Source organism: Kribbella sp. CWNU-51, assembly GCF_054073265.1.
The window spans coordinates 522,257-535,159 of sequence record NZ_JBSXMZ010000004.1 but is presented as its reverse complement, the minus strand read 5'-3'; the positions used below and the strand labels follow the sequence as shown (position 1 = coordinate 535,159).

The window sequence follows — 12,903 nt, the reverse complement described above, 5'->3', positions numbered from 1 at the left end:
TCAGCCTGCCAGATCAGGAGCGCAGGCCGCGATCGGCTGAGCCACCGGTACGCCGGAGCCGTCGCGCCGCATGTCGATCGGCGGCAACTCGACCGGAGCACCACTGCTCGCGCTCGCCCGCACGGGCGCCGAACCGATGAACCCGAGCAGCAGCCCGTCCTCACCCTTCAGCAACCGCTGGCACCGCACACCTCCAGTGCCACGGCCCTTGCCCGGGTACTCGTTGAACGGCGTCACCTTCACCGCGCCGACCTCGGTCCCCGGCAGTGCCGACGATGAGCCTGCGATCGTCACGACCTGCGCCTCGCGACCGGTGTTCACGGCACCGAAGAAGACCACCTTCGCGCCGGCGGTCAATCGGATGCCGGCCATGCCACCCGCGGTCCGCCCTTGCGGCCGGACCACCGACGCCGGGAAGTGCAGCAGTTGCGCGTCCGACGCGATGAAGCACAGCTCCTCGTCGCCCGTCGTCAGCTCGACCGCGCCGATCACCTCGTCGCCGTCGTTCAGCCGGATGATCTCCCACGAGTCGCGGTTGCTCAGGTGGTCCGGTACGACGCGCTTCACTACGCCGCCCGTCGTCCCCAGGGCGACGCCGATCGAGTCGGGATCCATCGTGGTCAGCGCGAGCGCCTTCTCACCCGGCTCCAGCGAGACGAACTCCGCCACCGGCGCGCCGCCCTGCAGGTTCGGCGCGTTCGCGGTCGTCGGTACGGCGGGCAGGTCGAGCGACTCGAGCCGGATCAGCCGGCCCGTGCTGGTGATCAGCCCGTACTGACCACGCGCCGTGCTCTTCACCGCGGAGACGATCGCGTCGTGCTTCGCCCGGGTGTCACCGGTGCCGAACGGCTCGACGCCGTTCGTCCGCGCGAGCAGGCCGGTCGAGCTCATCAGGATCCAGCACGGGTCGTCGCTGACCTCGAGCGGCACGGCCGCGGTCTTGGTCGCACCGGACGACTCGAGCAGCACGGTCCGCCGCGGGGTGCCGTAGGTCTTCGCGATCTCGGCCAGCTCGTCGGACACCGTCTTGCGCAGCAGCGCCTCGTCCTCGAGGATCGCGGTCAGCCGCTCGATCTCACGCTCGAGCTCGCCCTTCTCGGTCTCCAGCTCGAGCTTGGAGTACTTCGTCAGCCGGCGCAGCGGCATGTCGAGGATGTAGTTGGCCTGCACCTCGGACAGGTCGTAGATCTCGATCAGCCGGCCACGGGCCTCGGCCGCGTCATCGCTGCCGCGGATGATCTGGATGACCTCGTCGATGTCGAGGATCGCGATCAGCAGGCCGTCGACGATGTGCAGCCGGTCCTGCGCCTTCTGCCGGCGGAACTCGCTGCGCCGGCGGACCACGTCGTACCGGTGGTCGAGGTAGACCTGGAGGAGGTCCTTGAGCCCGAGGGTGCGCGGCTGGCCGTCGACCAGGCAGACGTTGTTGACGTGGAACGCGTCCTCGAGCGGGGTCAGCTTGTAGAGCTGCTCCAGCAGGGCCTCGGGGACGAAGCCGTTCTTGACCTCGATCACCAGCTGGGTGCCGTGGGTGCGGTCGGTCAGGTCCTTGACGTCGGCGATGCCTTGCAGCTTCTTCGCCTGGACCAGGGTCTTGATCTTCTCGATCACCTTCTCCGGGCCGACGGAGTACGGCAGTTCGGTGATGACGATGCCCTTGCGCCGGGGGGTGACGTTCTCGATCCGGGCAGTGGAGCGCATCTTGAAGCTGCCGCGACCGGTCGCGTAGGCGTCCTTGATGCCGTCCAGGCCGACGATCTTGCCGCCGGTCGGCAGGTCCGGTCCGGGGACGAACCGCATCAGGTCGTCCAGGGTCGCGGTCGGGGTCTTGATCAGGTGCCGCAGCGCCTGGATCACCTCGACCAGGTTGTGCGGGGCCATGTTGGTCGCCATCCCGACCGCGATCCCGGTGGCGCCGTTGACCACCAGGTTCGGGAAGGCGGCCGGCAGCACCGACGGCTCTTCCTCCTGGCCGTCGTAGTTCGGCCGGAAGTCGACGACGTTCTCGTCCAGGCCCTGCGTCATCGCCATCGCCGGCGGAGCCATCCGGCACTCGGTGTACCGCATCGCGGCGGGGCCGTCGTCGAGAGAGCCGAAGTTCCCGTGGCCGTCGATCAGTGGGACCCGCATCGACCACGGCTGCGCGGTCCGGACCAGGGCGTCGTAGATCGCGCCGTCGCCGTGCGGGTGGTACTTACCCATGACCTCACCGACGACGCGGGCCGACTTCACGTGCCCGCGGTCGGGGCGGATGTTGTTCTCCGCCATCGAGAACAGGATCCGCCGCTGGACCGGCTTCAGCCCGTCCCGCGCGTCCGGCAGCGCTCGGGAGTAGATCACCGAGTAGGCGTACTCCAGGTAGCTGGAGCGCATCTCGTCGGAGACATCGACGTCGAGGATGTGCTCCTCGAAGTCCTCGGGCTCGGCGGTGGTGCTACTACGGCGTGCCATGCGGGTCTGCGAACTCCTCGATCAAAACCGGTACGGCGCCGCGACGGTCCGGCGCCGGTCCCCATTGTCCCTGGTGAACGGTGATTTGCCCGGCCACGACCCGCCCGCCCGGTGGTCGAAGCGCCCGATACCGGTCTACTCCACCGCCTCGGACGGCTGCGACCGGCGCAGGATGTACGTCGTCGGGGCCAGAGCGGACCCTACCGCCAGGCCCAGACAGATTCCCGCGATCCCCAGCAGAACCGCCCACGGCACGGTCACGGGTACGTCGGCCACCCCCGACGTCATCGCGTGCCGGATCAGGATCCCGACGGTCACGGTGATCGCCGTACCGAGCGTGAGCGCCACCGCTCCGACCAGCGACGACTCCCACAAGACCATCCGGCGAATCTGCGCCGGCGTCGCCCCGAGCAGCCTCGACGTGACGAACTCGTGCCGCCGCTGCAGACTCCCCATCAGCAGCGTGTTGGCGATCGCGATCGCGCTGTAGAGAGCGGCCGGGCCGAGCAGCAGGATGAGGCCGAACTGGTTCCCCTTGCGGACACCGTCAGCCTGCTCCGCTTCCCAGTCAGCAGCCGGTACGGCGTGATCGATCGTGCTGACCAGCGACGCTGGGTCCACGCCATCGGCCGGCAGCACGAACAAATGGTCGGGCTTGGCGGTCGGGGCGTGCTGGCGGCCGAGGTCCAGCGGGATCAGCAACGACGGGTTCACCCCCATGGCGTCCGGGACGATCGCGACGATCTTCAGCTTGACGGCGGTCTTGTCCAGGAACGTCACCGGCATCTCGCCGCCGACCCGGTAGTGCTCGAGGCCGGCCATTTCCTTGCTGATGGCAACGGTATTGCCGGTCAGGTGGTCGAGGTCGCCGGACAACGGCGTCAGGTCGCGGGTCCTGGCGGCGATCGCCGGATCGATACCCTCGGCGTCCTCGAGCTGGGCGTCGTCCCGGCTGATCCGGACCAGCTGCAGCGGCAGCCCGGCGTCGACTACACCGACACCAGGGACTCTGGAGAGATCAGCCGCCTCAGTCACGACGACGGGGGCGCGGAGCGTGTCGCGGATCGTGGCGGCGGCGCTGTCGGCGGCGAAGCTGAGGCTGAGGACCATCGAGCCGGCGATCGCGGAGATGGACAGAATCGGTGCCGCGAGCGATGCGCTGCGCCTGGGCGCGGCGACCACGTTGCTCCGGGCGAGCCGCCCGGACACGCGCGTCCAGGCGACCAGTGGCAGCGCCCACAGCCGGCTGATCCACGGCACCATGAGGGGCGCGAGCAGCGTCAGGGCGATCACCATCACCATCGGCGTGAACATCGCCAGCGGTACGACGCCCTCACCGGTCGACGGCCGGATGAGGGTCAGCATCACGATCGCCCCGGCCATGAACAGCAGGCCGAAGACGACCCGCACCGGCCCGATCCGCGGCGGCTCCAGGGCCGCCTCCCGCAGCGCGTCGATCGGACCGACCCGGCCGGCCCGCCGAGCTGCGGACCGGGCGCCGAGCATCGCGACCAGAAGCCCAGCCCCCACCGCGATGGACAACGGCACCCACGGTGACGCCGGCTCGAGCCTGACCGGTGCCAGCTCTGTGTACGACGCCTTCCGCAGCAGCAACGGTGTCGCGAACTGCGCCAGGACCGCACCCGTGAGCGACGCTGCGAGCGCGACGACCAGCGCCTCGCCGAGAACCATCCGCCGGATCTGTCCCGGTGTCGCGCCGATCAGCCGGAGCAGCCCGAGCTCGCGTCGCCGCGACGCGACCGCGAAGGCGAACGTACTCGCGATGACGAAGATCGTGATGAACCCGCAGATCACGCCGACCAGACTGAGTACTGTCTGCAGCCCGGACACGTCGGCGTCGGACATCGGCACGCTGACCTGCCGGGGCGCGGCGTCGTCACCGCCGAGTGTGGTCACGACGATCTTCGCCGCGGCCGGCCCGTGGTAGGCGATCGTGGCGGCCGTGGCTGTCGCCGCCAGCCCGAGCAGGAACACTCCGACGACCAAGGCCACGAACGAACCGGCGTACAGGGACCGATGGCGGCTGACGGTCTGCCGGCTGACATAGAACATCACCGCTCCAGGTCGCTCATGGCGGCGGCGATCTGGGACGGCGTACCGCGGTCGAGGTGGCCCGCGAGCAGGCCGTCGGACAGGAACAGCACACGCTCGGCGTACCCGGCGGCGACCGGGTCGTGGGTGACCATCACCACGGTCTGACCGGCGCGGTCGGTTGCCTCACGCAACAACGTGAGGATCTGCCGGCTGGTCGCGCTGTCCAGGGCTCCGGTCGGCTCGTCGGCGAAGAAGACCGCTGGTCGGGTGATCAGGGCCCGTGCGATCGCGACCCGCTGCTGCTGACCGCCGGACAACTCGGCGGGCCGCCGCGTGGCCTTGCCCTGCAACCCGACCTGGTCCAGCACGCGGTTCACCTCGCCCCGGCTCGGCCGGCGACCGGTCAGCCGCAGCGGTAGCGCCACGTTGTCGTAGACGGTGAGCGAGGGCAGCAGGTTGTAGGCCTGGAACACGAAGCCCATCTCAGCCCGGCGCAGTTTGGTGAGTGCGACCTCGTTGAGTCCGCTCAGGGTCACACCGCCGAGTACGACGGCGCCGTTGGTCGGCTGGTCGAGTCCGGCGGCGCACTGCAGCAGAGTGGACTTACCGGAGCCGGACGGTCCCATCACGGCCGTGAACGAGCCGCGGTCGAAGTGGTAGGTCACGCCTCGCAGCGCGTCGACCGCTCCGGCCTTGGAGCGATAGGTCTTGGTGATGCCGTCCAGCAGCAGAGCCGGCGGCTCGGTGGGTACGACGCTTGGGTACGTCGGCGCGGTAGCGGTCATGGTCCCAGCCAACCGCCGTACGCGGCTCCGCACCCTGGCCTACGGAGGACACCTGGAGTAGCGCGCACGCTACCGTCCCGTGAGCCATCCCACCCTAGGGTTGGCACCGTGGAGAGACCTACGACGACGGTGCTTTTGGCCGGGCCTTCGGCGCCGGCGTGGTCATGGGGCCTTGGCTCCCGGCCTTCCCTCGTCGCTCCAGTCGCTTCGCTCCCTACGCTCCTCAGTCCAGGCCGGGAGGCCCCATGACCGTGTGGGCCGCGCTGGCGTCGTCGCGGTTCCTGGTGTCGTCGTGGCCGTGGCGGAGCTATGCCTATTTGTTCACGTCGGTGCCGGTGGGTGTGTTGACGATCGGCGTTCTGATCGGTGCCGCGGCGGCCGGCGCCGTGCTGAGCCCGATCCTGATCGGCGTCCTGCTGCTCACCGCCTTCCCGCTCCTCGGCGTCCTGATCGGCCGGGTTGAGCGGTGGCGCGCCCGCCTGGTGCTGATCGACGGCATCAACAGTCCGCACGCAACCATGCCGTCCGCGCTCAGGCGGCGGGAGAAACTGAAGTTCCGGCGCCGCGAGCAGGCTTCGCTGCGCGCGCTCGGGTACGGCTTCGTGCTTGGCGTCTTCATCTGGCCGCTCAGCGCGTTGATCGCCGGGATCAGCGCGACGACCCTCGCGATCACCTTGGCCGCGCCGGTCATCGCCAACAGCGACCAGCTGGGCATGGGTCCCTGGACCCTGGACACCGCAGGGGAGGGTCTCATCTTCCTGGTCGCCTTCGGTCCGCCGTTCTTCGTGGTCAGCTCGTATCTGGTCGGCGTCCTGGCCGGTGCCGAGGCGTCACTGGCGAAGGCGATGCTCGGTCCGCGGCAGGAAGAACTGCAACGGAACGTCGCCGAGCTGCGCCGGTCCCGGCTCGATCTGGTCGACGCGTTCGAGACCGAGCGCGTGCGCATCGAGCGGCATCTGCACGATGGCGTCCAGCAGCGCCTGGTCGGACTGACGATGACGCTCGGGCTGGCCGAGCTCGACCTGCCCGAGGGGGAGGGCCGGCGGCTGGTGGTGAAGGCCCACTCCGAGGCCGAGGCGGCGCTCGCGGATCTGCGCGAGGCGGTCCGGGGGATCCACCCGCGTGTGCTGGTCGATCACGGACTGGAGGCCGCCGTACGGGAGGTGGCGGATCGGAGTCCGTTGCCGGTGAGGGTGCAGCTGGCGTTGCCGACACGGTTGCCGCCGCCGATCGAGGCGGCGGCGTACTTCGTCGTCAGCGAGGCACTGGCCAACGTGGCGAAACACGCCCAGGCTTCGAGCTGCGGGGTGACCGGCCGGATGGAGCGTGATCAGCTGATCGTGACCGTGACGGACGACGGGATCGGCGGCGCGAAGGTCGGTGCGGGGACGGGACTCACCGGCTTGGTCACCCGGTTGGACGCGTTGGGAGGCACACTCGTCGTCGACAGCCCGCCCGGTGGGCCGACCCGACTGCGGATGGAGTGCCCGTGCCGACTCGGCGACTGAGCATCGTGCTGGCCGAAGACTCGCTGCTGCTGCGGGAGGGACTGGCCAGCATCCTGGACCGCGCCGGGCACGAAGTACGCGACACCGTCGGGGATGCGGACACGCTCCTGGCCGTCGTACGCAAGGAGCCGCCGGACGTCGTGATCACTGACGTGCGGATGCCGCCGGGGCATAGTGACGAGGGTCTGCGGGCGGCCGCGGTGATCCGGGCCGAGCTGCCGTCGATCGGGATCCTGGTGCTGTCGCAGTACGTCGCCGACGCGTACCTCTCGTCGTTGCTCGAGACAACGACCGGTGGGATCGGGTACCTGCTGAAGGACCGGGTCGGTCACGTCACCGAGTTCCTTGAGTCGCTGGACCGGGTCGCGGACGGCGGGACGGTGGTCGACCCCGAGGTGGTCCGGCAACTGCTCGCCCGGCGGCGGAACGACGGGCCGCTCGCCGCACTCACCCCGCGTGAGCTGGAGGTGCTCGCGCTGATGGCCGAGGGCCGGGTGAACGCGTCGATCGCAGCGCAGTTGGTCGTGAGTGAGGCCGCCGTACGCAAGCACGTCGGGAACATCTTCGCGAAGCTGCAGCTGGACGACGGGCTGGATCGCAGGGTTTCCGCGGTGCTCACCTATTTGCGTGGTTGACACAATGGACTCATGGACGCTGATATCCGGAAGATTCTGGCGGACTGCCAGACGTGGGCTGTGGTGGGGCTGTCGAACAACACCAGCCGGGCGGCGTACGGCGTGGCGCGGTTCCTGCAGGGGCACGGGAAGCGGATCGTGCCCGTGCATCCGTCGGCGGAGTCCGTGCACGGCGAGCAGGGGTACGCGACGCTCGCGGACATCCCGTTCCCGGTCGATTGCGTGGACGTGTTCGTCCGTTCCGAGCTGGCCGGCGACATCGCGGACCAGGCGGTGGGAATCAACGCGAAGGCGGTGTGGTTCCAGCTCGGTGTAGTGGATCCGGACGCCTACACACGCACGACCGCGGCAGGCCTGACCATGGTGATGAACCACTGCCCGGCGATCGAGTGGGGGCGGCTGGGGCCTTCCTGAGACCTTAAGGGGCCTGATGTTCACAATCGACACGTCAAGCGACTTCGGCAAGCGGATCGCCCGGCAGCTGGACGACGAGACGGTGCTCTGGCTGACCACGATCGCCAAGTCCGGTACGCCGGCCCCCAAACCGGTCTGGTACCTCTGGCGCGACGGCCAGATCCTGGTCAGCAGCCAGCCCCGCACCGCGAAGGTGCAGCACGTCGCCTCGCGCCCGCGAGTCTCGCTGAACTTCAACGCGACCCACACCGGCGGTGAGGTCGGCGTACTCACCGGCGACGCCGTCATCGACGACAAAGGTCTGACTCCCGAGGAGCTCACAGCCTACAACGCGAAGTACGCCGACGACATCACCCGGCTCGGGATGACCCCGGAGCAGTTCCACGCGAGCTACTCGGTCCTGGTCCGGATCACCCCGGACAACCTGCGCGGGTTCTGACCACCCCGCCCCGGACAACCTGCGCGGGTTCTGACCACCCCGCCCCGGACAACCTGCGCGGGTTCTGACCACCCCGCCCCGGACAACCTGCGCGGGTTCTGACCACCCCACCCCGGGTGCATTTGAGGGGATATCCGGCTCTTCTGCTTGATGGCTGGTGTGATGGGCGTTGAACTGGTGCACGCGGTGGGCTGGGCCCGGTGGGCTGGGACAGGTCGTGGAGGTTGGGACAGGCAATTGCGGCTCCCCTGCCGTTTCCGTGGGTGTACCCGGGCCGGGCTGGCCACCTTGGGCACGGTTCAACCATGAAACCGCTCGCACAACGACCATCCCGTGCACAAAGTCGACCTCACGCCCCGCCGCCCGAGGTCGACATACCGATCGGATCCTGACGGCTCGGGGAGGACGGAGGAGAGGCCCGGTGTACCGACGGAGGGGTAGTGGTCAGCCGGCGCTCGCACCTGGGTGAGGCGGTTCAGCCTGAATGCCGGCCGGTCGGGTGGGGCGTGGCCGACTACTACCCGTTCCTCGGTACGCCGAGTCTTCCCAGCCACTCGATCAAGCAACCCTCTCCGGACCTCGGACACCTGATCGAGACCGCGGACACCACACCCGATGTCCGCACTCCCCAACGGGTGACCCCGAACCCACCGACCGCACCGCAGACCCCGACCCCTATCACCCACACACCCAGCACAACAGCCGCTATTTCGGCTCTTCTGCTCGATGTGTGGGTGGCCGGCCTGCCATGTCCTCGTCGGCGGGCGGACCCGGGTCCGGTGACTTGAGACAGCCCCTGGTGCGCGGGGATCAGAAATGCCAGGTCCCCGCCGCCCCGTCTGGTCGAGGCTCTCGGCCAGCGGCGCCCGGCCCGGTCGCCCAGGCCCGACCCCGGACACGTAGTGCGGGCCTCGGACACGGCACGGCCTGTCCGAGGCGCCCAGGCGGTGTCCCATCCCCGGGGTCCGGTAACGGTCCCACCACCGGCAAGTCGAACCCGGCCCGTCACCGCACTTGCCCGTCGGTGCCGGCTGGTCGGGTGCCGACGGTGGCAGCCCGGGCGTGTGGACGATGGTGTGCGGGAGGGCGGACGGTGGCTGGGGGCGTGCGGGAGGGCGGACGGTGGCTGGGGGCGGGCAGCTCGACAGGACGTGTCCGCCCCGGCCTCTGCCGGGGCGGGCGGGGCCAGGCGTGAATGCCTCGCCCGACGAGCACCCTGGACCGACACCACCTGTCGAGCTGCACACTGCCCAGCCTCGCTCACTTCACCCACACATCCAGCAGAAACCGCAATCCCTTGTCTCGGCCCACCACCACCTGTCCCAGGTCACCAGACGTGGACCGATCCGCGGAGAACAAGGCCCGCCGGAACCGCTCGGCCCGGCCTCGACACACGCTCCACCCTGCACAGCCCGACATCGCCCACTATCCCGACCAGCACACCCCGCCGACGAACACCCACTCATCGAGCGAGAGAGCCCTTCTCTCCTTGAATCACGCGGGGAAGGGACGATCTCCGGATGGTCCTGCGATTAGTTGAGGTAGCCCTCGACGGTGTCGGCGGAGCGGGCCTGGGCGGTGTCGGGGTTCTCGCCGTACTCGCGCTTGGCGCGGCGCTGGCGGAGCAGGTCCCAGCACTGGTCGAGCTCGACCTCGAGGGCCTGCAGGCGCGCGTGCTCGTCGGTGTCGGTGATCTGGCCGGCGGCATGCCTGGTGCGCAGCTCCTTCTCCTCGGCGACCAGCTCGTCGATCCGGCTGAGGAGGCTCTTGTCATCGGTCATGAGGAAACGGTACGCCCGTGCTCCAGCCCGCCAGGGGTCAGCCTTCCTTGAAGTCGGCCTCGTCGTACGCGTGCTGGGTTTCGGAGCCACTCGCCACCTTCGCGGCCTCGTCCGCGCGCAGCTCGACCCGCCGGATCTTGCCGGAGATCGTCTTCGGCAGCTCGGCGAACTCGATCCGCCGGATCCGCTTGTACGGCGCCAGGTGGGCACGGCAGAACCGCAGGATGTCGCCGGCCAGCTCGCGCGACGGTTCGTGGCCGGCCGCGAGGACGACGTACGCCTTGGGTACCGCGAGCCGGACCGGATCGGGCGACGGTACGACGGCCGCCTCGGCGACCGCCGGATGCTCGATCAGCACCGACTCCAGCTCGAACGGCGAGATCCGGTAGTCACTGGCCTTGAACACGTCGTCCGAGCGTCCGACGTAGGTGATGTAGCCGTCTTCATCCCGGCTTGCGACGTCGCCGGTGTGGTAGAAACCGCCACGCATGACCTTCTGGGTCAGCTCGCGGGCGTCGCGGTAGCCGCGCATCAGCGGGACCGGCGCGGGTGCGAGCTCGATACAGATCTCGCCGTCGTCGCCGATCTCGTCGGTGGCCGGGTCGAGCAGCGCGATCGAGTACCCGGGCAGCGGCCGGCCCATGGACCCGAGCTTGACCGGCTGACCCGGCGGGTTGCCGATCTGGGCGGTCGTCTCGGTCTGGCCGTACCCGTCCCGGATGGTGATGTCCCAGGCGTTCCGGACCTGCTCGATCACCTCGGGGTTGAGCGGCTCACCGGCCGAGATGCACTCCCGGATCTGGACCTTCACCGCGGACAGATCGGCCTGGATGAGCATCCGCCACACCGTCGGCGGTGCGCAGAAGGTCGTCACGCCGTACGTCTGCAGGACCTGCAGCATCTTCTCGGCGTCGAAGCGCGTGTAGTTGTAGAGGAAGACGGTCGCTCCGGCGTTCCACGGCGCGAAGACGTTGCTCCAGGAGTGCTTTGCCCAGCCGGGGGAGGAGACGTTCAGATGGACGTCGCCGGGCTGGAGACCGATCCAGTACATCGTCGACAGGTGGCCGACGGGGTAGCTGACCTGGGTGTGTTCGACCAGCTTGGGCTGGCTCGTCGTCCCCGAGGTGAAGTACAGCAGCAGCGAGTCGTCAGCGGCGGTATCCACTTCCGGCACGGGTCCGTCGTACGAAGCAAAGTCGTCGTAGTGCAGCCAACCCTCGACCGGAGTGCCGATGGCGACGCGGATGCAGTGGTCCGCGATCCCGGCGTATCGGGCGGCCTCGGAGCTACTCGTGACCACGGCCCGGACGCCGCCGCGGGTGATCCGGTCGGCCAGGTCGGCATCGGTGAGCAGCGTGGTCGCGGGGATCATCACCGCGCCGGCGCGGATGCAGCCGAGCATGACCTCCCAGAGCGGGACGGTGTTGCCGAGGACGATCAGCACCCGGTCGCCCGGCTTCAGCCCGGCCGCGGTGAGCCAGCCGGCGACCTTGCGGGATCGCTCGGCCATCTCGGCGTACGTGCGCGAGTTGACCTCGCCGTCCTCCTCGACGATCGTCAGCGCGGCGACCTCGGGCTGCTCGACCGACAGCGCGTCGAACCAGTCGCGGGCCCAGTTGAACCGGTCGAACGACGGCCAGTTGAAGTCCCGGTACGCCGTCTCGTAGTCCTCCCGATGCGCGACCAGGAAATCCCGCGCCTCCCGGAACTCCCGCGTGACGTCCGAAGTGCTCTGCTCCGTAGCCATGTCCCGCACATTACCCATTCAGTACGAGAACGGACCCCGCGACGACGAGTGGCGTCAGGATCATGCCGCGCCACAGGAACGACCACCACGAGATGTCGACGCGGGCGGCGTCGCAGCGGGCCCGCCAGAGCAGCGTCGCGAGCGACCCCCAGAGGGTCAGAAGGCAGCCACAGTTCACGCCGATCAGCAGAGCCATCATCCGGTGCGGGTCGCTGGAGGCGACCGGCTCCATCGCCAGGTACGCCGGGAGGTTGTTGAACAGATTGCTACCGACCACCCCGGTCGCACTGAGCCGCAGGTCCGAGGTGGTCCCGGCGACCCGGCGGAGCAGCTCCTCCAGGCCGTGATCGGTGAGGAACGCGACGAAGGCGAACAGCACGACAACTCCGATCACCAGCTTGGCCGGGATCAGCGACCACCGCAGCGCGCTCCGCCGCCGGACCGCGAACAGCACGACCAGGATGATCGCGCCAACACTGGCCGGCCAGGCGACCTCGATCCCGGACACGAACGCCGGACCGAGCAGCACGCAGACACCTGCCGAGCCCCAGAACAGCACCTTGTCGTCCACCTCCGGAGTCGGCGGTACGGCGTACGTCCGGCGCAGATCGCGGTGGAACAGGACGGCCAGCACGGCGACCGTGATCAGGATCGCGGCGATCGCGGGTCGCCAGCTCACCGCGAGGTACGAGACGTCCAGTCTGTGGAACTGGTGCAGGGCGAGCAGGTTCGTGAGGTTGGACACCGGGAGCAGCAGCGATGCGGTGGCGGCCAGCCAGACGGTGGTGAACGCGAACAACTTCGGCGGGATGTCGAGCTGCCGGGCCATCGCGAGCACCACGGGGGTCAGCAGGACCGCGCAGGTGTCCAGAGACAGCACGATCGTGAGCCCGGTCGCAAGCGCGACTACGAGGAGCCACAACCGCCAGACCCGGCCGCGCGCGAGGTGAGCGGCTTCCCGGGCGGCGACCTCGAACAGCTTGGCCTTGTCGGCCAGTTCGGCGATGACGGTCACGGCGATCACGAAGACCAGTACGGGCGCGATCCGCGCGACCAAAATTCACCACCTTCTACCAAACTGTTTTGAG

The 12,903-nt window shown here is 69.1% G+C and carries 10 protein-coding genes; 4 read left to right on the top strand and 6 right to left on the bottom strand.

What is annotated here, in order from left to right; translation table 11 throughout:
* The 3 genes from ACXC9Q_RS04555 to ACXC9Q_RS04545 all read right to left on the bottom strand — a co-directional run bounded on the left by ACXC9Q_RS04555 (position 1) and on the right by ACXC9Q_RS04545 (position 5,291).
* Positions 1–2,451, bottom strand: a complete 2,451-nt coding sequence (locus ACXC9Q_RS04555; RefSeq protein WP_457055191.1) for a DNA gyrase/topoisomerase IV subunit A — start codon at positions 2,449–2,451, stop codon at positions 1–3.
* Positions 2,452–2,586: 135 nt separating this feature from the next.
* Positions 2,587–4,524, bottom strand: coding sequence for an FtsX-like permease family protein (locus ACXC9Q_RS04550; protein WP_457055190.1), 1,938 nt, complete (start codon positions 4,522–4,524; stop codon positions 2,587–2,589).
* A complete protein-coding gene (locus ACXC9Q_RS04545) occupies positions 4,524–5,291 on the bottom strand; it encodes an ABC transporter ATP-binding protein (RefSeq protein ID WP_457055189.1) in 768 nt (255 codons plus the stop codon). Before ACXC9Q_RS04545 ends, ACXC9Q_RS04550 begins: the two co-directional genes overlap by 1 nt.
* A 245-nt stretch (positions 5,292–5,536) precedes the next feature.
* On the opposite strand from ACXC9Q_RS04545, the gene ACXC9Q_RS04540 reads away from it, so the two are divergent.
* The 4 genes from ACXC9Q_RS04540 to ACXC9Q_RS04525 are packed head-to-tail and all read left to right on the top strand — an operon-like array spanning position 5,537 to position 8,287.
* On the top strand, positions 5,537–6,799 hold the full coding sequence (locus ACXC9Q_RS04540) for a sensor histidine kinase (protein WP_457055188.1): 1,263 nt from the start codon (positions 5,537–5,539) through the stop codon (positions 6,797–6,799).
* The gene (locus ACXC9Q_RS04535) at positions 6,781–7,434 is read left to right on the top strand and encodes a LuxR C-terminal-related transcriptional regulator (protein WP_457055187.1); all 654 of its coding nucleotides are present in this window, start codon (positions 6,781–6,783) and stop codon (positions 7,432–7,434) included. Before ACXC9Q_RS04540 ends, ACXC9Q_RS04535 begins: the two co-directional genes overlap by 19 nt.
* A gap of 12 nt (positions 7,435–7,446) precedes the next feature.
* Positions 7,447–7,848, top strand: a complete 402-nt coding sequence (locus ACXC9Q_RS04530; RefSeq protein ID WP_328520884.1) for a CoA-binding protein — start codon at positions 7,447–7,449, stop codon at positions 7,846–7,848.
* A 16-nt stretch (positions 7,849–7,864) separates the two neighbouring features.
* Positions 7,865–8,287, top strand: a complete 423-nt coding sequence (locus ACXC9Q_RS04525; protein ID WP_457055186.1) for a TIGR03667 family PPOX class F420-dependent oxidoreductase — start codon at positions 7,865–7,867, stop codon at positions 8,285–8,287.
* Between the two features lie 1,532 nt (positions 8,288–9,819).
* Here ACXC9Q_RS04525 and ACXC9Q_RS04520 read toward each other — a convergent pair.
* From ACXC9Q_RS04520 to ACXC9Q_RS04510, 3 genes are read right to left on the bottom strand one after another with little or no spacing between them, the layout of a single operon-like run.
* A complete protein-coding gene (locus ACXC9Q_RS04520) occupies positions 9,820–10,068 on the bottom strand; it encodes a DUF2630 family protein (RefSeq protein WP_328520882.1) in 249 nt (82 codons plus the stop codon).
* Between the two features lie 37 nt (positions 10,069–10,105).
* Positions 10,106–11,815 carry an AMP-binding protein gene (locus tag ACXC9Q_RS04515; RefSeq protein ID WP_457055185.1) on the bottom strand — a complete coding sequence of 570 codons (1,710 nt, stop codon included), beginning with the start codon at positions 11,813–11,815 and terminating at the stop codon, positions 10,106–10,108.
* 10 nt (positions 11,816–11,825) lie between these two features.
* The gene (locus tag ACXC9Q_RS04510) at positions 11,826–12,872 is read right to left on the bottom strand and encodes an SLC13 family permease (RefSeq protein ID WP_457055184.1); all 1,047 of its coding nucleotides are present in this window, start codon (positions 12,870–12,872) and stop codon (positions 11,826–11,828) included.
* Positions 12,873–12,903 lie beyond the last annotated feature (31 nt).

Excerpts from the sequence above, each read along its gene's own strand:
- ACXC9Q_RS04555 (WP_457055191.1), bottom strand. The coding sequence starts at position 2,451 with ATGGCACGCCGTAGTAGCACCACCGCCGAGCCCGAGGACTTCGAGGAG.
- ACXC9Q_RS04550 (WP_457055190.1), bottom strand. The coding sequence starts at position 4,524 with ATGTTCTATGTCAGCCGGCAGACCGTCAGCCGCCATCGGTCCCTGTAC.
- ACXC9Q_RS04545 (WP_457055189.1), bottom strand. The coding sequence starts at position 5,291 with ATGACCGCTACCGCGCCGACGTACCCAAGCGTCGTACCCACCGAGCCG.
- ACXC9Q_RS04540 (WP_457055188.1), top strand. The coding sequence starts at position 5,537 with ATGACCGTGTGGGCCGCGCTGGCGTCGTCGCGGTTCCTGGTGTCGTCG.
- ACXC9Q_RS04530 (WP_328520884.1), top strand. The coding sequence starts at position 7,447 with ATGGACGCTGATATCCGGAAGATTCTGGCGGACTGCCAGACGTGGGCT.
- ACXC9Q_RS04525 (WP_457055186.1), top strand. The coding sequence starts at position 7,865 with ATGTTCACAATCGACACGTCAAGCGACTTCGGCAAGCGGATCGCCCGG.
- ACXC9Q_RS04520 (WP_328520882.1), bottom strand. The coding sequence starts at position 10,068 with ATGACCGATGACAAGAGCCTCCTCAGCCGGATCGACGAGCTGGTCGCC.
- ACXC9Q_RS04515 (WP_457055185.1), bottom strand. The coding sequence starts at position 11,815 with ATGGCTACGGAGCAGAGCACTTCGGACGTCACGCGGGAGTTCCGGGAG.